The 20465-nt window shown below is 38.9% G+C and carries 21 protein-coding genes; 11 read left to right on the top strand and 10 right to left on the bottom strand.

Annotated features, from left to right (window positions below):
* Window positions 1–3: 3 nt before the first annotated feature.
* The gene (locus tag BFL47_RS14635) at window positions 4–1260 is read left to right on the top strand and encodes a pyridoxal phosphate-dependent aminotransferase (RefSeq protein ID WP_069660544.1); all 1257 of its coding nucleotides are present in this window, start codon (window positions 4–6) and stop codon (window positions 1258–1260) included.
* A 49-nt stretch (window positions 1261–1309) separates the two neighbouring features.
* On the opposite strand, the gene BFL47_RS14630 is transcribed toward BFL47_RS14635, so the two are convergent.
* From BFL47_RS14630 to rsfS, 3 genes are all read right to left on the bottom strand, one after another.
* Window positions 1310–1948, bottom strand: coding sequence for a LutC/YkgG family protein (locus BFL47_RS14630; RefSeq protein WP_069660543.1), 639 nt, complete (start codon window positions 1946–1948; stop codon window positions 1310–1312).
* A 143-nt stretch (window positions 1949–2091) separates the two neighbouring features.
* Window positions 2092–4212 (bottom strand): ATP-dependent zinc metalloprotease FtsH, encoded by a 2121-nt coding sequence (ftsH, locus tag BFL47_RS14625; protein ID WP_069660542.1) that lies wholly within the window; start codon window positions 4210–4212, stop codon window positions 2092–2094.
* Between the two features lie 24 nt (window positions 4213–4236).
* The gene (gene rsfS, locus BFL47_RS14620) at window positions 4237–4611 is read right to left on the bottom strand and encodes a ribosome silencing factor (RefSeq protein ID WP_069660541.1); all 375 of its coding nucleotides are present in this window, start codon (window positions 4609–4611) and stop codon (window positions 4237–4239) included.
* A 40-nt stretch (window positions 4612–4651) separates the two neighbouring features.
* Between rsfS and BFL47_RS14615 the strand changes: the two genes are divergently transcribed.
* From BFL47_RS14615 to rplS, 7 genes are all read left to right on the top strand, one after another.
* Window positions 4652–5416, top strand: coding sequence for a biotin--[acetyl-CoA-carboxylase] ligase (locus BFL47_RS14615; protein ID WP_069660540.1), 765 nt, complete (start codon window positions 4652–4654; stop codon window positions 5414–5416).
* A 436-nt stretch (window positions 5417–5852) separates the two neighbouring features.
* Window positions 5853–6824 carry a 6-phosphofructokinase gene (pfkA, locus tag BFL47_RS14610; RefSeq protein ID WP_069660539.1) on the top strand — a complete coding sequence of 324 codons (972 nt, stop codon included), beginning with the start codon at window positions 5853–5855 and terminating at the stop codon, window positions 6822–6824.
* A 33-nt stretch (window positions 6825–6857) separates the two neighbouring features.
* On the top strand, window positions 6858–7424 hold the full coding sequence (lpcA, locus tag BFL47_RS14605; protein ID WP_069660538.1) for a D-sedoheptulose 7-phosphate isomerase: 567 nt from the start codon (window positions 6858–6860) through the stop codon (window positions 7422–7424).
* Between the two features lie 141 nt (window positions 7425–7565).
* Window positions 7566–8099, top strand: coding sequence for a 30S ribosomal protein S16 (locus BFL47_RS14600; RefSeq protein ID WP_069660537.1), 534 nt, complete (start codon window positions 7566–7568; stop codon window positions 8097–8099).
* 95 nt (window positions 8100–8194) lie between these two features.
* The gene (gene rimM, locus BFL47_RS14595) at window positions 8195–8719 is read left to right on the top strand and encodes a ribosome maturation factor RimM (protein WP_069660574.1); all 525 of its coding nucleotides are present in this window, start codon (window positions 8195–8197) and stop codon (window positions 8717–8719) included.
* 6 nt (window positions 8720–8725) lie between these two features.
* A complete protein-coding gene (trmD, locus tag BFL47_RS14590; RefSeq protein ID WP_069660536.1) occupies window positions 8726–9400 on the top strand; it encodes a tRNA (guanosine(37)-N1)-methyltransferase TrmD in 675 nt (224 codons plus the stop codon).
* A 248-nt stretch (window positions 9401–9648) separates the two neighbouring features.
* Window positions 9649–9999 (top strand): 50S ribosomal protein L19, encoded by a 351-nt coding sequence (gene rplS / locus BFL47_RS14585; RefSeq protein ID WP_016195306.1) that lies wholly within the window; start codon window positions 9649–9651, stop codon window positions 9997–9999.
* A 527-nt stretch (window positions 10000–10526) separates the two neighbouring features.
* Here rplS and BFL47_RS14580 read toward each other — a convergent pair.
* The 3 genes from BFL47_RS14580 to BFL47_RS14570 form a co-directional block, all read right to left on the bottom strand.
* Complete coding sequence (locus BFL47_RS14580; protein WP_069660535.1) at window positions 10527–11195, bottom strand: phosphatidylserine decarboxylase family protein; 669 nt, start codon at window positions 11193–11195, stop codon at window positions 10527–10529.
* A 39-nt stretch (window positions 11196–11234) separates the two neighbouring features.
* On the bottom strand, window positions 11235–11789 hold the full coding sequence (hpt, locus tag BFL47_RS14575; RefSeq protein ID WP_069660534.1) for a hypoxanthine phosphoribosyltransferase: 555 nt from the start codon (window positions 11787–11789) through the stop codon (window positions 11235–11237).
* Window positions 11790–11856: 67 nt separating this feature from the next.
* Window positions 11857–13989, bottom strand: coding sequence for a transglycosylase domain-containing protein (locus BFL47_RS14570; RefSeq protein WP_083257201.1), 2133 nt, complete (start codon window positions 13987–13989; stop codon window positions 11857–11859).
* A 137-nt stretch (window positions 13990–14126) separates the two neighbouring features.
* Between BFL47_RS14570 and BFL47_RS14565 the strand changes: the two genes are divergently transcribed.
* From BFL47_RS14565 to BFL47_RS14555, 3 genes are all read left to right on the top strand, one after another.
* Window positions 14127–15197, top strand: a complete 1071-nt coding sequence (locus BFL47_RS14565) for an Mrp/NBP35 family ATP-binding protein (protein ID WP_069660533.1) — start codon at window positions 14127–14129, stop codon at window positions 15195–15197.
* Window positions 15198–15232: 35 nt separating this feature from the next.
* A complete protein-coding gene (locus tag BFL47_RS14560) occupies window positions 15233–15502 on the top strand; it encodes a NifU family protein (protein ID WP_069660532.1) in 270 nt (89 codons plus the stop codon).
* Between the two features lie 108 nt (window positions 15503–15610).
* Entirely contained in the window at window positions 15611–16246 is a 636-nt protein-coding gene (locus BFL47_RS14555) for a peptidase associated/transthyretin-like domain-containing protein (RefSeq protein ID WP_069660531.1), read from the top strand.
* Here BFL47_RS14555 and def read toward each other — a convergent pair whose 3' ends face one another.
* The 4 genes from def to BFL47_RS14535 all read right to left on the bottom strand — a co-directional run bounded on the left by def (window position 16247) and on the right by BFL47_RS14535 (window position 20329).
* Window positions 16247–16810: a peptide deformylase gene (gene def / locus BFL47_RS14550; RefSeq protein WP_069660530.1), complete on the bottom strand. Its 564-nt coding sequence runs from the start codon at window positions 16808–16810 to the stop codon at window positions 16247–16249. It abuts the gene before it with no gap.
* A gap of 17 nt (window positions 16811–16827) precedes the next feature.
* Entirely contained in the window at window positions 16828–18060 is a 1233-nt protein-coding gene (locus tag BFL47_RS14545; RefSeq protein WP_069660529.1) for a M16 family metallopeptidase, read from the bottom strand.
* A 29-nt stretch (window positions 18061–18089) separates the two neighbouring features.
* Window positions 18090–18728, bottom strand: a complete 639-nt coding sequence (msrA, locus tag BFL47_RS14540) for a peptide-methionine (S)-S-oxide reductase MsrA (RefSeq protein ID WP_069660528.1) — start codon at window positions 18726–18728, stop codon at window positions 18090–18092.
* A gap of 62 nt (window positions 18729–18790) precedes the next feature.
* Window positions 18791–20329 carry a YifB family Mg chelatase-like AAA ATPase gene (locus BFL47_RS14535; protein WP_069660527.1) on the bottom strand — a complete coding sequence of 513 codons (1539 nt, stop codon included), beginning with the start codon at window positions 20327–20329 and terminating at the stop codon, window positions 18791–18793.
* Between the last annotated feature and the right edge of the window lie 136 nt (window positions 20330–20465).

Raw genomic sequence — 20465 nt, 5'->3', positions numbered from 1 at the left:
ATAATGAGTGTATCACGTTTAGCAAAAAAATTAAAAGGCTCAGAAATTATTAAAATTGCCGGAGAGATTAATGAACTTAAAAAGCAAGGGCAAAAGATAGCTAATTTAACTATTGGCGACTTCGACCCTTCTCTGTTCCCTATTCCTGAAGCACTGAAGGATGGGATTAAGAAGTCTTATGATGAGCATAATACAAACTATCCTCCCGCTGATGGAATTTTAGCTTTAAGGGAAAATATCAGCAGTTACCTGAAGGATACGTACGCATTGGATTTTAACACCAATCAAATTTTGGTTTCCTGTGGCTCCCGTCCGCTAATCTATTCAGCCTATATGGCTTTGGTAGATCCGGGTGATAAAGTCATCTATCCGGCTCCATCATGGAACAATGATCATTATAGTTCCCTGGTTGGTGCTGTGCCTATTGCGGTTACTACCAGTCCCGATAATAATTTCATGCCTTCTGCTGCTGATATCCGTCCTCATGTAAAAGGTGCCACATTACTGGCATTATGCTCTCCTTTAAATCCAACTGGAACTATGTTTACTAAAAAGGATCTGGAAGATATTTGTGATCTTGTATTAGAGGAAAATAGTCAGCGTGAGCCAGGTACAAAACCTTTGTATGTCATCTATGACCAAATCTATTCTATGCTGACATTTGGAAAACATGTTCACTACGATCCTGTTTCTTTACGGCCGGCAATGAAAGATTATGTGATCTATGTAGATGGCGCATCTAAATGTTTTGCCTCTACAGGCGTGCGCGTAGGCTGGGGCTTTGGTCCTGCAGAAGTAATTGAAAAGATGAAAATACTCGTGATGCACATGGGAGCATGGGCCCCTAAGCCTGAGCAATTTGCAATGGCAGCATTTCTGCAGAATAAAGAAAAGGTACAGGAATTCTTAGCAACCTTTAAACAAAAGATTCAGAATAGTTTGAATGCGATATATACTGCCTTTAAGCAATTCAAAGCGGATGGGTTGAATGTAGACGTAATTGAACCAATGGGAGCGATATACCTGACTCTTAAAATTGATTATGCTGGCAAGACCACTCCTGATGGGAAAGTGCTTAAAGATAGTGAGGACATCAACTTCTACCTGATTAAAGAAGCGAAAGCCGCTTTCGTTCCCTTCTCAGCCTTTGGTGCCGACAGCTCAGTGAATTGGTTCAGAGCATCTATAGGTGCTTGCTCATTAACTGATATCAATGAAATGCTTCCCCGTGTAAAAGAAGCATTGTTAAAATTAAAATAAATAGTCAAACTCATGTGGGCCTTATGGTTCTCATGAGTTTACTTCCCTTCTAACCTTCCAACAGAAACACGATTAACTCTTTAGGGCCATGTGCTCCTAATACTAATGTTTTTTCAATGTCAGCCGTACGGCTTGGTCCTGTAACTGCCGATATCATGGAAGGAAGATCAGCGTCGTACTTCGTTTTAAGTAGCTTAAATGAATCTTTTAGATCTAACACAAGCTGCGAAGTATATGCCACAACAATATGGCAATGCGGATAAATACTCAACCTTCTTCCTGCTGCATTTCCGTTGGATACAATTACGCTTCCATTTCTTGCAACCAAAGATTCACATAATGTAATCCCTACTTCCGCTTGAGCGATAAAGTCAGTATCCGTACTGTAAAATGGAAATTCAAAGTGTTCAAGTACCTTTTGAAGAGGCGGTTCCCAGCAATATATTTTTCTCCAGCCTTTCTCATCTGCTAGTAAAAGTAAGTTTTCAACAAACTGCAGCTCGTCTTCGCAGAAAATAAACTTTCCTGCTACCAAGCTTAACTGTTCAGCAAATAAGACATCAAGATAATCGGTATAAGGCTCGTATACAGAAGTGTCTTCAAGATTAGGATAAGGATTATCTCGCTTTTCAAGCAAAGCTTTCCGTATTTTCTTAAGCATTTTTTCTTTAGAAGTGGTCTCTTTCATTATGGTACTACGAAGATCAATATAATTTTAATATACGCATATAAATTTTAAATAAATAAGGGTTGCTTCGTATTCGAAACAACCCTTATTTATTTAAATCTCAAAAGAAAGTATAATAACAACCTTCCTATTCTTATTACATGCTAAGATGCTTTATCTGTTTTTAATACAACCGAATCATCTGAATCTTTCTTTTGTAGTGGTTCTGTTGAATCTCCAAATGGTTCAGGATGTAAGTTCTCCGCTACCAAAGTCTGGTTGCCGGTATCATCACCATTCACAAATTCATCATAAGTTGTCCTGCTGCTGAAAGGTCTTTTTCCTAAAATTTCTTCCAAGTCACTTTGGAATAAAATTTCCTTTTCTAGTAATTTACTAGCCAGTTTTTCTAGTCCTTCACGTTTCTCAACAAGCAAGTCTTTCGTTCTGTCGTAAGCTGCTTTAATCAGGAGACGGACTTCAGAGTCGATCAATTCCCCTGTAGTTTCAGAATACGGTTTAATAAACTGCTGGTCCTGATGATTAAAAGAAATGTTACCTACTTTTTCATTCATACCATAAATAGATACCATGCCATAAGCCAGGTTAGTAATCCTTTCAAGGTCATTCTGAGCACCAGTAGAAATTTTATTGAAAACAATATCTTCAGCTACACGACCACCAAGTGTCATACACATGCTGTCAGTTAGTTGCTCTGTAGTATACAGAAACTGTTCTTTAGGCAAATATTGCGCATAGCCCAATGCAGCAACACCACGGGGAACAATAGATACCTTAACCAATGGATCGGCATGCTCAAGGAACCATCCTGCAATAGCATGTCCCGCTTCATGATAGGCAACAATAAGCTTCTCTTCAGGAGAGATGATCTTGTTCTTTTTCTCTAAACCACCAATAACACGGTCAATTGCATCTTGAAAATCATGCATGTCCACCGCTGTTTTATTTCTACGGGCAGCAATTAAGGCAGCCTCATTACAAACATTCGCAATTTCAGCACCCGCAAAACCAGGTGTTTGTGCAGAAAGCTTTTTAGGATCCACTTCTGCGGCTAATTTAAGAGGACCAAGGTGAACTTTAAATATTTGTTCACGACCAACTAAATCGGGCTTATCAATAGATATTTGTCTGTCAAAACGTCCTGGACGTAATAGAGCAGAGTCAAGAACGTCAGGTCTGTTGGTAGCTGCAAGAATAATGATACCCGAATCGGTACCGAAACCATCCATTTCAACCAACAATTGATTTAGTGTATTTTCACGTTCGTCATTACCCCCAACGATGTTGTTTTTTCCTCTTGCACGACCAATGGCATCAATTTCATCAATAAAGATGATACATGGTGCCTTTTCTTTGGCCTGTTTGAACAAATCACGTACTCTGGAAGCACCAACCCCTACAAACATTTCAACGAAATCTGATCCGGATAGAGAAAAGAAAGGAACCTGTGCTTCTCCTGCTACAGCCTTAGCTAGTAATGTTTTACCAGTTCCTGGTGAACCTACTAAAAGCGCTCCCTTAGGTATTTTACCCCCAAGGTTGGTGTATTTCTGAGGATTCTTTAAGAAATCCACAATTTCCATTACTTCGAGTTTCGCTTCTTCAAGTCCTGCAACATCATTAAAGGTTACAGATACCTGCGCTTCTTTATCAAACAGAGTCGCTTTTGATTTTCCAATATTGAAAATCTGACCACCAGCACCACCACCGGCACCACCGCCCATACGACGCATGATAAAGATCCAGAACCCAATTAATAATAGAACTGGAAGAATGATGGACATAAACCAACTGGCCCAGAAATTTTCGCGTGTGCTAAATTTCAAAGGAGTACGCTGATCTGCAGGTAAATCTTTTTGCGCATCTTTTAATTTTGCTTGAAGCCCGTCAAATGAACCGTCAGTAAATTTAAACTGAGGCGTTGCAGCGTTACTGTTCATACTAAGATTTTCCTTAGGTAGGACATCCTTATACTTAGCCTCTTTTAATCTGTCTTTTTTTATAAAAACCTCGGCAACAACAAAGTCATTGCTCTTATATGCTTCAATTCTTTCTACATCCCCAGGTTTTAAGTATTCTGTTTCGAACTGCTGGTAACTGATTTCCTTGATAGTTTGGCTATTAAAGAACCATTGTACAACAAAAAGCAATAGAATAATCCCTGCATATACCCACATGATATTAAACCGTGGGGGTTTAGGCACTAATTTTTTTCCTGTCTTTTTGATAAACCCTTTTTTATTATCGGTATTTACGTCTTTCATTTTTGAATATTATTTAAACAAATTTTAGGCACTCTGATAGTGCATAGTCTCAGCATCTCCCCACAACTCTTCTATACCGTAATATTCGCGTTTATCAGTTTTAAAAACATGTATAACTACGTCCACATAGTCCAAGAGGATCCATTCGCCATGTTGAAGGCCTTCAACTCTAAGGGGCCATTCACCGGTGACTTTGTAGACCTCCTCTTCAATGCTTTTTGTGATTGCTTTAACCTGGGTGGTTGATTCCGCATGACAGACTACAAAATAATCTGCAACAGAACTATTAATATTTCTTAAATCCAATCTTACTATTTGATTTCCTTTTTTTTCCTGAATTCCAAATATGGCCAGTTCTGAAATGTAAGTAGATTCGTTAACTCCTTTGTTTTTTATCATTAAAAAAAATTAAGTTTGGCAATATTAGTCTTTAAACACTTTGCAAAATAACACAATTTCAGGATTATTTATAGGTCAAAATCTGATCTCTTTAAAGAGTGTCGATTCTAGCAACAATTATTTAAAGAATCAATTGGCAAAATCTAAGCCATTGCCTGAAGGTACTGTTATATTGGCAGAAGACCAATTTGCAGGCAGAGGCCAATTTGAAAACCAATGGCTGAGCCAGCCAGGCAAAAATTTAACGTTTAGCATTCTGTTATTTCCAGTTTTTTTAGCGCCTCTTAAACAATTTTTGTTAAATATAGCTGTAAGTCTAGCTATTAACGATATAATAACCTCTTTTATTGGATGTGATTGTAAGATTAAATGGCCAAATGATATTTACTTTAAAGATAAAAAAATTGGTGGAGTTTTAATTGAGAATATTTTACAAGGATCGAAGTGGAAATACGCCATTGTAGGGATCGGAATTAATGTAAATCAGCTCCAATTCGATGATCATATCAAAAATATTACTTCGCTGTCTGCTATTTTAGGTAAAGAAATTCCACTTGATACACTTTTGTCTGCTTTGCTGGTCTCTATAAACAACCGATACAATCAATTAAAGGGTAATGATTTTGACAATCACATCCAAGAGTATAAAAAAAATCTATACAGATATGAAAGTTTACATTCCTATGAATCAAATGGTCTTCCTTTCGAAGGACGGATTACCAACATTAAGCCGGAAGGGCAGATAGAAATAACTGTTGGAGATGAAGTGAAAACATTTTCACTCAAAGAAGTTAAATATTTATAAGCAAGTCCAATGTGGCTTTACTGAAGATCCCCAGCCATTGTCTGATTATAGAATAACGCGCAAATTATACCCACCTTCTCCGCACCTTCTCCGCACCTTGTCCGCACGGAATGCGAAATAACTGCGGGCTAGGTCCCTTAAAGATCTAGAAATAGTAATAAGAAATGTGGTTTAAAACTTGAGTGAGGATATTGAAAATGGAATAGGTTTAGTGCTTTTATAATAGATTTAGTATAAAGGTTATTACAAAAAACATTCTGATGTATAATAAGGGTTAAGTACTTGGCTGATTTAGTACTTTTAGCAACAGAAATTACTGTTGTCTATTTATTTTTTTTAAATTATCTAATAAATGAGTTATATCAGATAATTATATGCAAATATTATTATAAAGGTTAAAACATAAAAGCGAAATTAGCGGCTGAATAAATCAATCATGGATAAGATTAAAAATATAGGGGTGTTTACCTCAGGAGGTGATGCACCGGGTATGAATGCTGCTATTCGTTCCGTTGTCAGAACAGCATTACATTACGATATACAGGTTACCGGTATAATGAAAGGCTTTGAAGGCCTTATCACGAGTGATTTTATGCCCATGAACAGTAAATCTGTTGCTAATATCATTCAAAGGGGCGGTACTATTTTAAAGACGGGCAAAAGTGACGCATTTTTAACAAAGGAAGGTCGGCAAATTGCCTACGATAACCTTGTTCGGAATAATATAGATGCACTGGTAGCTATTGGAGGAGAAGGAACGTTTAAAGGGGCAAATATTTTTTCAAAAGAGTTCAATGTTCCAATCATAGGAATGCCTGGTACGATCGATAACGACCTTATTGGAACAGATTTTACAATCGGTTATGACACGGCAACGAATACCGTTATTAATGCTGTTGATAAAATCAGGGATACTGCCGAATCGCACGACCGTTTATTCATTGTAGAAGTAATGGGCCGCGATTCAGGCTTAATCGCATTAAGAAGTGGTATCGGTGTAGGAGCTGAAGCGATTCTGATTCCAGAATCAAAGACTGATATTGACGTATTATTCAACACACTTTCCAGTGGAAGAAAAGATAAAGCTTCTAAAATAATTATTGTTGCTGAAGGGGAAGAGATTGGAGGTTTTGAAATTGCGGAACTGATAAAAGAAAAGTTCCCCAATTATGACACCAGATTGTCTATTCTTGGGCATATACAACGTGGAGGCCGTCCGAGTTGCATGGACAGGGTTCTTGCAAGCAGATTAGGTGTTGCCGCAGTTGAAGCTCTTTTGAATGGCAAAAAATGTATGATGGTTGGATTAATGAATCAGAATGTGGTTTACACGCCATTTGATAATGCGATTAAACATTTGGCTGAAGCTGATCCTAATTTACTTAAAATAGTAAGAATACTTTCTTAACTATTTCTGCTGCCGTTTTGTAAAATCGATATCATGGGTTCAGTAAAACAACATTTTATAGAAGCACAGTCTGTATTAATAGATTTTTTGGCTGATGATTCGAATTTTCAGAAGATTGAAGATGCTGGAAAAATATTATCTGATGCGCTTGCATCAGGTAATAAAATAATTTCATGCGGTAACGGAGGCTCTATGTGCGATGCGATGCATTTTGCCGAAGAGCTTTCGGGTCGTTACCGGAATGATCGTAAAGCTCTGGCTGCCTTATCTATATCTGATCCTTCGCACCTCTCCTGTGTGGCCAATGATTATGGGTACGATTTCGTCTTTTCAAGAATGGTGGAAGCTATTGGGCAACGAGGTGACGTGTTATTTGCAATTAGTACGAGTGGAAATTCGGAGAATGTGCTCCAGGCAATTCTTGCTGCGAAAGAAAAAGGATTGAAGGTAATTGGATTGACGGGAAAAGATGGAGGGAAAATGGCTTCAATGTGTGATGTTGAAGTTAGAGCACCGATATCAAACTTTGCAGACAGGGCCCAGGAGATTCATATTAAAGTGATTCATTCGTTGATAGACTATGTCGAACGTCATTTGTAAAGACTATATTTAGTGTAGTTTCTTCTTTGTGCTTAAAAAACAGCGTAATAAGCTTTTTTATATTATCATAATTGCTATCTTTGCATCCCCGCAGAAGGACACTCCGGGAACTATGTTGAATACATAAAACAAAACAAAACAATGGCAACTAAAATCAGACTGCAGAGACACGGTAAAAAAGGAAAACCTTTTTACTATGTAATCGTAGCAGACTCACGCGCACCAAGAGATGGCCGCTTTATCGAACGTTTAGGTTCTTATAACCCAAACACTAATCCAGCAACTATCGATTTAAACTTCGAAAGATCACTGGAATGGATCAATAAAGGAGCGCAACCTACAGATACTGTCCGTACACTTCTTTCAGACAAGGGAGTCCTTTTCATGAAACACCTAGAAGGTGGTATCGCGAAAGGTGCACTTACTGCTGAACAAGCCCAATCAAAGTTTAACGAATGGGTACAAAGTAAACAAGAGAAGGTATTAGGTAAAAAAGAAGATTTCAACACAAATAAAGATGCTGTTAGAAAAGCGACTTTATTAGCTGAAGCTAAAAAGAAGGAAGATAGAGCTGCTGCAATAGCAATCAAGAATACTCCTCCAGCACCAGAAGTAACAGAAGAACCTGTTGCAGAAGATGCGGCTACTGAAGAAACTTCAGAAAATCCTGAATAATTTTTCAAAAAAACACTAAATGTCATTTTGGCAGATTCGAATCATTTGATATCAGATGATTCGAATCTGTTAAAATGACATTTTTATTTAAAGAAATGACGATCGAAGAAAGCTTTTACATCGGATATATTACCAAGACCAAAGGGCTGAAAGGCGAAGTCCAGGTTTATTTTGAATGTGATGATTATGAAGAGCTGGAGTTTGAATCTGTATTTATAGAAATAAATAAGAAGTTAATTCCCTATTTCATATCATCTTATAAAATCCATCCGAACTCTACCGGGTATTTTTACTTTGAAGATATTGATATAATTGAGAAAGCGGCAAAACTTCTTAAGAAAAAGCTTTATTTGCCTCTTTCAAAAAAACCGGAGCGAACAAACGATGAGTTTTATTACACCGATCTGAAAGGTTTTATCGCTTACGACGAAAAGCTGGGAGAGTTGGGCGAAATTCTTGATGTTCATGAATACCCGCAGCAGTTTATAGCGGTGGTTGCTTATCAATCAAATGAAATTATGTTTCCGTTGAATGATGATCTGATCATATCGATTGATGAAGAAGCAAAAACGTTGCATGTTGACCTTCCGGATGGATTAACCGATATTTACTTAAGCTAAAACATCATGAGATTTGATATCATATCTGTTCTTCCGGGCCTTTTAGAAAGTCCTTTTGCTCATTCTATCCTTCAGCGTGCCCAAACAAAAGGGTTAGTTGAGATTGTTGTGCATAATCTTAGGGATTACTCAACCAATAAGCACAGGAATGTAGATGATTATCCTTACGGAGGTGGAAGTGGAATGGTGATGTCTATTCAACCCTTTGCCGCCTGCATTGAAAGTCTGCAAGCTGATCGGAAGTACGATGAGGTGATCTTCATGACTCCTGATGGCGTGACGCTTAATCAATCAACTGCAAATGAGCTTTCTCTGGGTGAAAATATACTGATCCTTTGCGGTCATTATAAAGGCATTGATCAGCGGATACGTGATCTTTATGTTACCCGCGAAATATCGATTGGTGATTATGTGGTATCAGGAGGAGAACTCCCTGCTGCCATACTGGTAGATTCTATTGTGCGCTTAATTCCAGGCGTTTTATCGGATGAAACATCCGCGTTGTCTGATTCCTTCCAGGACGATCTGCTTGATGCTCCTGTGTATACCAGGCCTGCCGATTGGAATGGATTAAAGGTTCCTGAGATCTTATTAAGCGGTGATGAGGCTAAGATCCATAACTGGCTGCATGAAAAAGCTTTAGAGCGAACTATAGAACGCCGTCCCGATCTGTTAAAGTAGTCCGGGGAAATTTGCATGACTGGAAGTATCTTATGCTTAGTATCATGCTATTTTTTCTAATAACCCCAACCTTTTAACTTCTTAATTAGTTAATCTCATACTCAGCATGATTCTATTCTCTCTGATATAGTTTTAAAGAAATGTTTATTTGCAATTATTCTTTCTTTTGTAAAAAATTATACCTAACATTGCACTCCGAAAAACAGGAGCGGATATTAAGGTATAATGCCGTTTAATAAATAATAAGCATGGATTTAGTAAAATTTGTTGAAGAGCAGGCTGTAGCCAGGAAAGAAGTGCCTGCATTCAAATCTGGCGATACAGTAAGTGTGCACTATAAAATCCGCGAAGGAAACAAAGAGCGTATCCAGATTTATCAAGGAGTTGTTCTTCAACGCAATAGTGTTGGAAACAATGAAACATTTACTGTAAGAAAAGTATCTAACGGTATTGGTGTTGAGCGTATTTTTCCAATCAACTCACCAAATATTGCTAAAATAGAAGTACATAGTATTGGTAAAGTTCGCAGAGCTAAATTGTTCTACCTACGTGCCTTAACTGGTAAAGCTGCCAGAATTAAGACTAAGAGAACCAGATAAGTTCTTTTATAAGAAAGACATTCTAGTCCTGTTCGTGATGATTCGCGAACAGGATTTTTAGTTTATAGCAAGTTCTGCTGCTATTTAGAATTCTATCCTCTTAGTATTGAAACTGGCCTAAATCAGATGCCATTGCCAATGTAGCCGACTCTTTCATTGCATTCCCTAAATTATCAGTCATTTAAAACGTTCCTTTACCCTTTTTGCTTATAATTTATCGTAGCAGGCAAAATATAATTTAAGGAAGTCAAGGGGCATTACGAAACTTAATTATCAGATGGGCTATCCTCACGAAAAAGGAAATCTTATTATAATATACGAATACGGGTGAATTGGTAATGTATTTACCTGTGTCGAAAAGACTTGAATCCTTCTTTTAACTCTTCAATAGAAGCATAGAGGCTGCAAATAAGCTTTAAAAACAGAGGGAAGCAGCAAGAATCCAAAAGAAGGAAGATAAGAGCTCAGTAAGCCCTGCAATCTATCTGCAGTGTGATTTCAGTAAAGGCTATTATATGGGAAGTAATTTATGAAGGATTAGATATGTATGCAAGTACAGTAACTCCGCCCTTTACCACATCACCTAAGTTAACTTTTACTTCGGTTCCGATAGGTAAATATACGTCCACTCTGGAGCCAAACTTAATAAATCCAAATTGCTCTCCTTGCTCCACATGATCACCTTCTTTTACATAACAAACAATCCTTCTTGCTAAAGCCCCTGCAATCTGCCTGAATAGTATTTCTATACCATTGCTATCCTCAACTACCACTGTGGTACGTTCGTTATCTGTGGACGACTTAGGATCCCAAGCAACCAGATATTTACCGGAATGGTATTTGAAGTATTTAACAATTCCCGAAATAGGGTTCCGGTTCACATGTACATTGATAGGCGACATAAACACAGAGATCTGCAGGCGTCTCCCTTTAAAATATTCAGTTTCTTCAGTTTCTTCAATAACGACCACTTTACCATCAGCCGGACAAATAACATGCTCTACATTAAGCGTTGTTTGGCGGGTAGGATGTCTGAAAAACTGAAGTACTGTGATAAAAATAGCAAAGGAGAGGCAATAAATGATCCACTTAATTACAGTTTGGTCAGGCAAATAGTAATGAGCTAACGCATTCATAATAAATATCAGTAGAACGGTAAGCGCTATTGAAGTATAACCTTCTTTGTGGATCGTCATTTATAATTAATATTTTACGCAAATATGCTAAAAATGTCTTTAAGTTTCCGAAGGAAGACTAATTGCCCGGTAAATATCCTTTAAGTTTCTTCCTAAGCCTTTGTAATCAAGCCCATAGCCAACTACAAATTCATCCGGTATTTCAAATCCCACATAAGCAATCTCATCCACTTCTACCTGAAGCGCATCGGGTTTAAGCAGGAGGGTACATACTACTACAGAGGCAGGGTTATGTTCTTTTATTTGCTTTAAGACATGCGTGATCGTATTGCCGGTATCTACTATATCTTCTACAATAATGACATCCCGGTTCTGTAAGTCAATGTCCAACCCAATTATTTCCTTAATTATGCCGCTGCTGGATTCACCTCCAAGGTAGGACGATAGTTTTACAAAAGAGACTTCGATAGGTACAGTGAGCTCTTTTACCAGATCTGCCATGAAGAGGAAACTTCCGTTGAGCACTGCAATGACAACAGGAAGCTTGTCCTCATAGTCAACATTCATTTGAATTCCAAGCAATCTTGTTCTCTTTTTTATCTGCTCATACTCCAGGAAACAGCTAAACTCTTTATCCTCAATTTGGATTTTCATATTAAATGGTGTTAATTTCAGGCAATGTGGAAAGCAGTTGCTCTTCCTATGCCTGGACATATTGATTTTAATTGTCGCTTTCCTTCTCCTTACGTTTCATGTCACGCTTAAGTTTTCTTTTTTCAGACCGTGTTAAAGTAGTATCAGCCAATATCGCCTTCTTTATCTCCTCTTCCTGACGAACGGTATCTTTCTGAGGAATTTTGAAAATATCTCTTAATAACCCTCCTTCCTCCATGTCCTCGAATTCAAACAAAGAATCAACTTGCATAGAGTCGACAGGTGCTTCCGGGCGCAGGCTTTCGCGTAACCTGACGTTGTAAAAGCCGTATGCACTGGAATCGCGCATAGTATAACCCCGTTCTGCCATCAAATTACCTATTAACCTGAAATAACCTCTTAAACTAGTACGCAGGCTGCCATCATACAGAAAGTAGTACAGCGATGATTTCGGTCGGGGAACGATACTCGCTAAAAAGATACTTTCGCCTATACTTAATTCAGAGGGTTTTTTGCTGAAGTAATAACGAGCGGCCTCTCCAATGCCATACACATTCCTGCCCCATTCAATGATGTTCAGGTACACTTCATACATGCGTTGCTTGGTAGATACATGGTTATTTTCAATCAGCCACACAATCAGAATTTCTTCAATTTTGCGAGCCAGTGTTTTTTGCCTGATCAGAAATACGTTCTTCACTAATTGCATGGATATCGTACTTCCGCCTCTTTTAAAAGCCTTTTCTTTGAAATTGGTGGCAATAGAACGGCGGATTGACCGCTCTACAAATCCCCGATGTGAGTAAAAAGAGGGATCTTCAGAGGTCAGCAGGGCATTACGAAGATCAGGTGAGATCTCGTTGATAGGGGTATAATCCGGATTTTTAGGCCCGACAGTAATATCGCGCATTGGCTTTCCGAACTCATAAGGGGTATACACAAAAGGGCTATTAATTTTCGCAAGATTAGTTTTGCCCCACTGCAAGATCCGGAAACCTGAAGGATATAGTGATGAACTAAACCGGACACTATCCGGATTTCTAGCATCAAGCGAAAAGTCAAGATCATAGCGTAGTTTTCCAGCCACTTTTATTCCTTCCAGCGACTCAAAGAGACCCGTAGGGAATGAATTAAATAACTCTTGAGCGTCAAGATCGTCCGTTTTAAGCTTTAATTCGTACTTTTTAAATGTTCCTAAGGTGTATTTAATGAAAGGCCTCGCTTCGATATTTTTTAAGTGGATTACAGATGAACTGTCAATTGCCAGGAAATTCCTGCCAATCAGGATATCCGCATCTATTGATCCGCTTGGAATGATAATGTCATTTGCAGCAATCTTCGGATGATTGATCAATAAATTTCTGATAGCCCATGAACCATATATATGAAACTCATCACCATCTTTTTTGGTGTTCTTTAACTGCGTATAGACGGTATCAAAGTTGATCTTGACACCAAACTTTTTTTCAAGTAAAGGAAGTTCTACCTTTTTGTTCTCTGCATACAGTTTAATATCTAGTTTTTGGTCAGATGCCTCGACCAATCCATCCAGATGCCATATCGATTCATTGCCATTGATGAGGATCCGAGACTTTAACTGGCCGTCCTTAATGATCGCCGATGTCGTATTAAAGTTGAACTGCTCATCATCCCTGATAATGGTTAATTTGAAATTCCGTACATCCATTTCATCCGGAATCTTATAAAGAAGCTGATTTAATAGATTGTTAGCCAGTTCCGCATAATCCGCTTTTCCCCGCTCAGTCGAATCTGTTTTCTTCTTTTTAAATAAAAAGTCATAGTTGCGCAGCGAATCACGCTTTACTAAATTTACCCTGGCCTCACTTACCCTTAGTCCTAATAATTTAATATTACCAAATAAAAGGGGCATCAGTTTTACGCCAATGTGCAGATCGCGAATCAAAACCAAACTGTCTCTATTCTCGGGTACAATAGCAACATCGGAGAAAGCAATGGTTCGTAATCCCTCAAAATGAGGGTTATTGATCGTTAAATTTAAGTTATAATCACGTTTAGCCTTTAGTTTTGCTTTTTGGATCAGCTCCTTTAAGATAGCTTCTCTTTTAGAATAAGCTATGGCACCTGCAATTACAGAGAGGATTAGTAATACCCCTAGTACAATGCCTGCAATTTTGAAGTATTTTTTGTACTGGAGAGGAATACGCATGTATTCGGACATATTTATGTTTTTGAGCCTTTTATGAAAACGTCAAATCAAACGATTAGTTTCCACAGTGTAAATATCTGCAAAAACATAACGTAAACAAGGACTTTAGCGTGTAGGTTTCATATTTTTGTCTTTTTAATACACAACAGATGATTACAAAGGAACAAGTACTACATGCTTTAAGCCATGTAGAGGAGCCAGATCTTAAAAAGGACCTCGTTACTCTAAACATGATTGAGGATATATTAATTGAGGGGAATCACCTGACATTCACTGTAATTCTAACGACTCCGGCATGTCCTTTAAAAGGGTTTATAGAAAACGCCTGCCGGAATGCAATATCCCATTTCATCAGTCCTGATGTTGCAGTTGAAGTTAAGATGACGTCACGTGTTACTACACAAAAAAATCAGCCATTAAAAAATATCGGTAATATAGTAGTGGTAGCTTCAGGTAAAGGAGGGGTAGGCAAGTCTACTGTTGCTTCTAATATTGCTTTAGGCTTAGCTCGCAAAGGAGCAAGAGTAGGACTGATAGATGCAGATATTTATGGACCATCAATCCCCATTATGTTTGGCGTAGAAGATGCTAAGCCCGAGGCTAAAGCAGGCCCGGAGGGTAAAACGCGGATTCAGCCAATTGAAAAATACGGAATAAAGCTTCTTTCTATCGGTTTTTTTACCGATCCTGAACAACCGATACCGTGGAGAGGTCCAATGGCTTCTAACGCAGTAAAACAACTGTTCAATGATGCCGATTGGGGTGAACTGGATTATCTTATTGTCGATCTTCCTCCAGGTACAGGTGATATTCACATCACGCTTACTCAAAACTATCCGGTGGCAGGTGCAGTAATCGTTACTACCCCACAAAAAGTGGCGCTATCTGACACAAAAAAGGGGATTGGTATGTTTATGATGAATGCAATCAATGTGCCTATTTTAGGTATTGTCGAAAACATGTCTTACTTTAGTCCTGCTGAGCTTCCTGACAACAAATACTATATATTTGGTAAAGGTGGCGGTAAGTCTCTTGCAGAGAAGTTTGATGTTCCTTTTCTAGGCGAAATACCCCTAGTCCAATCAATCAGCGAAGCGGGAGACGGAGGAGAACCAATTATATTGCAAACCGATCATCCAATAGCTCAAGCTTTCCTTCAAGTGGCAGAAAGGGTAGCGCAACAGGTTGCGATACAAAACGCCCGGCCTGCTTCGGTTTAATGGAAGATTTTTTTTAATTTTATAAAAATATCATTATGGATTTATTGCAAAGAGTAGAGAACGCGTTAGATAGCATCCGGCCATATCTGGAAGCAGATGGGGGCAATGTATCAGTTGAAGAAATTACTCCGGACAATATTGTTAGACTTAGGTTACTCGGATCATGTGGTTCATGTCCGATGAGTCTGATGACTTTAAAGGCTGGAATAGAACAAGCAATATTAAGATCCGTACCTGAAATTGTAGGTATAGAAGCTACAAATTTGACAGATGTGGATGATCCGAATGCGGTAATGCCCAATTAACACAATTTACGTTAGGGTCAAAAAGCGAATCATGTAACATGTTTCGCTTTTTTGGTTTTTAACAGTATTTAACGAAAAAATAGCACAATTATTGATACGTTTACATCAATGAAAATTATATTCACGGCAGTAATCATATTATTCATAACAGGATACACAAAAGCACAGGAGAAACCTCTGGTGCAGTTTTCTGGTATAATCTATAATATAGATTCTAATGTAGTGGTTCCTTATGTCACCGTTACCAATAGATCAAAACAAAACAAAACGGTGTCTGCTAATTTTCAGGGATATTTTTCATTTGTTGCAAATGAGGGTGATACCATTGTTTTCAGCTCAGTAGGTTATCGTCGCGAAGCACTTGTTATCCCCCCGGATAGGGAAGATAAAAGTTATACCGTGATCGTAAAAATGAAACCTGAAGTCGTCAATCTTCCAATGGTAACCGTACTTCCCTGGGCAAGTGTGGATGAATTCACCAAAGAATTCATGTCGCTGAAGTTCGCAGATGACGATCTTGAAATAGCAAAGAAAAATGTTACCCGCTCTTCCCTGTTAGCCATGGCAAAGAACTTACCACGTGATGGACAGGAAATGCGTGGAGTGAATTTTCAGAATAATCATATTGCTTTGACCAATAAAGCAATGAATATGCGGATGGCTAATCCGCTTCTTAATCCTTTTGCCTGGGGTTCTTTTATCCAGCAAATTATCAACGGAGACAAGGGTAAGGGAAATAATTAATTAACGCCTTTTAGAAGCCATAGGAAACTTCATTTTATAATCCACGTCAATAGCTCCTTTTTTAATTGCATCAAATCTGCTTTTAAGCATTGCTCTTCTAAGTGGACTCAGTTTGTCGATAAAAAGCTTACCCTCAATATGGTCAAATTCATGCTGTATTGCCCTGGCACCCAGTCCGTCATAGGTTTCATTACGTAACTGCCAGTTCTCATCGTAATAAGATATAGTAACGGTATCCAGTCTTTTAATATCTTCCCTGATATCAGGAATACTTAAACAACCTTCATTAAATTCCCAAATCTCACCCTTTTCTTCTAAGATCTTCGCATTTATAAAAACCTTCTTAAAGTCTTCATAACCAGGATCATCTTTATCCGATAAATCAATCACAAACAGGCGGATAGAAAGGCCTACCTGTGGAGCAGCTAATCCAACCCCACTGGCATTATACATGGTCTCGAACATATTTGAAATAAGCTCCCCCAGATTAGGATAATCTGCTGAAATTTCTACTGCCTTCTTTCGCAGAACAGGGTCGCCATATGCTACTATAGGTATTTTCATGATGTAAAATTACTAAATTATTCAGCCTCATCGGGCACAAAAGTGAGTGTGCTCATTGTTGCCGGGTTAAAAATTTCGTTTGCAATTTCAAGAAGTTCATTGGATGTAATGGCGTTGATCTTCGCAAAGACCTCCTCAATTGACTCAGCCCTGCCATGATCAATCAGGCTTTTACACATTCCGATGATCAAGCCCATTCGGTTGTCCTCCCCAAGGGCAATCTGCCCGTTTATTTTTTTCTTCGCACGGCTCAGATTCAGATCAGTCATTTTGCTGTCTCTTAGCAACGCAAGTTGCTTATATACAAGCTTAAGAGCCTTATCCGATTTCTCAGCATCAGTACCGAAGTAGATTGAAAATATTCCACTATCACACATCGGTGTATAATTTGATTCAATGGTATAGGCTATGCCATACTTTTCTCTGATAATCAGATTCAGTATAGAGCTCATTCCATTGCCTCCTAGAATATTATTCAGTACAAGCAAACCTGTTTTCTTAGAATCATGGATCGAATAAGCCTGATTGCCCAGAACGCAATGCGTTTGAGCAATAGATTTTTCAACCGTTTTAATCACCGGAGTATAGTTTGGCGCCAATCTGCAAGGTTTATTGCGGTTGGCCGGAATGTTCTCAAAAAGAGAAGTAAATAATTTATTGACCTCTTTGGACGTATAATTCCCATTTACACCAATTACAATTTCTTCCGTATTGTAGTTAGCCGTTAAAAATGAAAATATATCCTGCTGTTGAAAAGCTGTAACCGAATCGGCAGAACCCAGGATATTTCTCCCTAAAGAATGGCCTGAAAATAACAGATCTTCAAAGTCATCCTGTATAGCTTCCTCGGGTTGATCTTGATACGAGGCAATTTCATCCATAATCACTCCTTTTTCCTTTTCCATTTCCTTTACAGGGAAGAGCGAATGAAATACCAGATCTTCAAAAAGATCAAGTGCTTTTCTTAAATACGGAATAAGAAATGAAGCATGAATACAGGTATATTCTTTAGTGGTATAGGCATTTAGGTCGCCACCAACCGCTTCCAGATAATTTAAGATCTGATTGGTACTTCTTTTTTCTGTTTTTTTAAACAGAAGATGCTCGATAAAATGTGCCAGACCATCTTTCTCTTCCGGCTCATCTCTTGAGCCGGTATTGATAATAATACAGGCATGCGATACAGAAGAAACAGTTGGTTTAAATAGTAACCTGATGCCGTTAGGCAGTGTAAAAACCTCGTAGTCCATTAAAAGGCAAATGTAAGAAAATAAAATGCCTAGTTCTTCATTTTCAGCTTACAGGCGCGCTGAAACTTGTCAAACCTAGGTAAGGAAACAGCCCTCACGTATGAATTATACGGGTTTTCGGAAGTATAGTTCTGATGATACTCCTCTGCCCTGTAAAAAGTAGTCAGTGGTGCCACCTCTGTTACTATGGTCTTCTCGAACTTAGGAGTCCATTTTTTAATGGCTTCAGTAGCCTGCATTTCCTGTTCCTTATCGGTATAAAATATGGCTGAACGATAAGAAGGACCTACATCAGGACCTTGTTGATTTAAAGTAGTCGGGTCATGCGACTGAAAAAAGGCATCCAATAGTTGCGTATATGAAATGACTTTAGGATTAAAATACACCAGAACGGTTTCCGCATGTCCAGTTTTTTCTGTGCAAACTTCTTCATATGTTGGGTTCTTGGTGTGTCCCCCTGCATATCCCGAAACCGCAGAATCCACACCTGCCAGTTCTTCAAAAATATGCTCAGAGCACCAGAAGCATCCTTCTGCAAATGCGGCAACTGATTTCGCTTTTCCATCCTTCACCTTGATCTCTGTTGTACCCTTTTGCTGGCCGGATGAATTACATGCCAGCAGAGAACTAAATGCCAGGGTTGCGATTGCTAATTTAATGACGTTCATGATGGTATAAACGTGGAAAAAAACAAAACATTGTAGAGCCAGATCCAAGAAAAATTATCACTTTACCCTGCCCAACCCTGTCGGTCCAAACTCCTGTAATGAATCGCTTCGGCCAGATGTTCAATCCGAATCTCTTCCGAGTTAGCCAAATCCGCAATAGTCCTCGAAACCTTTAAAATTCTATCATACGCTCTAGCCGACAAGCCCAATTTCTCCATCGCCTTTTTAAGTAAAAGTTGTCCCGCCTCAGTTATCTTACAAAGCTCCCGAACCGTTTTTGATCCCATCTGCGCATTGCAATACACCTCAGCTATGTCCTTAAACCGAATCTCCTGAATCTCACGGGCTTTAATCACCCGTTCCCTGATCTCCGCACTGCTTTCCGATTTACTTTCCGATGCCAGTTCCGTAAAATTAACGGGAGTAACCTCTACATGCAGATCAATGCGGTCCAGCAATGGTCCCGATACCTTACTTAAATATTTTTGAACAGCACCCGGGGGACAAGTACATTCCTTTTCAGGATGATTATAGAACCCACATGGACAAGGGTTCATCGAAGCGATCAGCATAAAACTCGCCGGATATTCCACCGAAAGCTTCGAACGGGAAATCGTTACCTTACGTTCCTCCAACGGCTGCCGCATCACTTCCAGTACCGAGCGCTTAAATTCAGGTAGCTCATCCAAAAAAAGCACGCCATTGTGGGATAAAGAAATCTCTCCCGGTTGCGGATAAGCGCCTCCGCCAACCAATGCTACATCACTAATCGTATGATGGGGCGACCGAAAAGGTCTTACCGTAATCAAGGAATCAGCGGCAGCAAGCTTACCTGCCACAGAATGAATTTTTGTAGTTTCCAATGCCTCCTGCAGATTCAAGGGAGGCAATATACTGGGTAACCGTTTAGCCAGCATGGTTTTCCCTGATCCTGGTGGACCAATCAAAATCGCATTATGGCCACCAGCAGCAGCAATCTCCAAGGCCCTTTTTATGTTTTCCTGTCCTTTTACATCCGAAAAGTCAGATTCATAATTGCAAATGTTATTATAAAACTCTTCCCTCGTATCCACTAGAGTAGGCTTCAACAAAAGTGAGCCTTTCAAAAAGTCAAGCACCTCAGTCAGGGTACTTACACCTAGAACTTCTATATTATTCACAATAGCCGCTTCCCTTGCATTTAGCTTAGGAAGAATCAAACCCTTAAATCCCTCCTGTCGTGCTTGAATAGAAACAGGCAGAGCACCTCTGATCGGTTGAATAGCACCATCCAGCGAAAGTTCACCTAATATCATGTACTGATCAAGCAAACTGGCATCAATTTGTTCAGAAGCACATAGAATGGCTACAGCAATGGCCAGATCATAAGAAGAACCCTCTTTGCGAATATCAGCAGGCGCCATATTAACCAGGATCTTTTGTCTCGGCATGCGGTATCCACTGGTAACAATAGCACTTTCTATGCGAAGCAGACTTTCCCGCACTGCCGTATCAGGGAGCCCCACGATATAATAACGGGTTCCACTGGTAATGTTGACCTCAATAGTTATAGTTGTAGCCTCTATTCCAAAGACAGCACTTGAAAAGGTTTTTATCGGCATGGTTAATACTAGGTTTTAGGTTGAGTGGGATGTTAGAATCCTACTCTTTGCTTAAGGGCTTGTTGCTTCGTAAAGGTATTCTTTATTCGTAATGAATACTACTTTTTTCATAATGATTAATATATTTGCCGGACTA

The sequence above is a fragment of the Arcticibacter eurypsychrophilus genome (assembly GCF_001730525.1).
Taxonomy (GTDB): domain Bacteria; phylum Bacteroidota; class Bacteroidia; order Sphingobacteriales; family Sphingobacteriaceae; genus Arcticibacter; species Arcticibacter eurypsychrophilus.
This window is presented reverse-complemented; position numbering and strand designations above follow the sequence as displayed.

Excerpts from the sequence above, each read along its gene's own strand:
- BFL47_RS14635 (WP_069660544.1), top strand. The coding sequence starts at position 4 with ATGAGTGTATCACGTTTAGCAAAAAAATTAAAAGGCTCAGAAATTATT.
- BFL47_RS14630 (WP_069660543.1), bottom strand. The coding sequence starts at position 1,948 with ATGAAAGAGACCACTTCTAAAGAAAAAATGCTTAAGAAAATACGGAAA.
- ftsH (WP_069660542.1), bottom strand. The coding sequence starts at position 4,212 with ATGAAAGACGTAAATACCGATAATAAAAAAGGGTTTATCAAAAAGACA.
- rsfS (WP_069660541.1), bottom strand. The coding sequence starts at position 4,611 with ATGATAAAAAACAAAGGAGTTAACGAATCTACTTACATTTCAGAACTG.
- pfkA (WP_069660539.1), top strand. The coding sequence starts at position 5,853 with ATGGATAAGATTAAAAATATAGGGGTGTTTACCTCAGGAGGTGATGCA.
- lpcA (WP_069660538.1), top strand. The coding sequence starts at position 6,858 with ATGGGTTCAGTAAAACAACATTTTATAGAAGCACAGTCTGTATTAATA.
- BFL47_RS14600 (WP_069660537.1), top strand. The coding sequence starts at position 7,566 with ATGGCAACTAAAATCAGACTGCAGAGACACGGTAAAAAAGGAAAACCT.
- rimM (WP_069660574.1), top strand. The coding sequence starts at position 8,195 with ATGACGATCGAAGAAAGCTTTTACATCGGATATATTACCAAGACCAAA.
- trmD (WP_069660536.1), top strand. The coding sequence starts at position 8,726 with ATGAGATTTGATATCATATCTGTTCTTCCGGGCCTTTTAGAAAGTCCT.
- rplS (WP_016195306.1), top strand. The coding sequence starts at position 9,649 with ATGGATTTAGTAAAATTTGTTGAAGAGCAGGCTGTAGCCAGGAAAGAA.
- BFL47_RS14580 (WP_069660535.1), bottom strand. The coding sequence starts at position 11,195 with ATGACGATCCACAAAGAAGGTTATACTTCAATAGCGCTTACCGTTCTA.
- hpt (WP_069660534.1), bottom strand. The coding sequence starts at position 11,789 with ATGAAAATCCAAATTGAGGATAAAGAGTTTAGCTGTTTCCTGGAGTAT.
- BFL47_RS14570 (WP_083257201.1), bottom strand. The coding sequence starts at position 13,989 with ATGTCCGAATACATGCGTATTCCTCTCCAGTACAAAAAATACTTCAAA.
- BFL47_RS14565 (WP_069660533.1), top strand. The coding sequence starts at position 14,127 with ATGATTACAAAGGAACAAGTACTACATGCTTTAAGCCATGTAGAGGAG.
- BFL47_RS14560 (WP_069660532.1), top strand. The coding sequence starts at position 15,233 with ATGGATTTATTGCAAAGAGTAGAGAACGCGTTAGATAGCATCCGGCCA.
- BFL47_RS14555 (WP_069660531.1), top strand. The coding sequence starts at position 15,611 with ATGAAAATTATATTCACGGCAGTAATCATATTATTCATAACAGGATAC.
- def (WP_069660530.1), bottom strand. The coding sequence starts at position 16,810 with ATGAAAATACCTATAGTAGCATATGGCGACCCTGTTCTGCGAAAGAAG.
- BFL47_RS14545 (WP_069660529.1), bottom strand. The coding sequence starts at position 18,060 with ATGGACTACGAGGTTTTTACACTGCCTAACGGCATCAGGTTACTATTT.
- msrA (WP_069660528.1), bottom strand. The coding sequence starts at position 18,728 with ATGAACGTCATTAAATTAGCAATCGCAACCCTGGCATTTAGTTCTCTG.
- BFL47_RS14535 (WP_069660527.1), bottom strand. The coding sequence starts at position 20,329 with ATGCCGATAAAAACCTTTTCAAGTGCTGTCTTTGGAATAGAGGCTACA.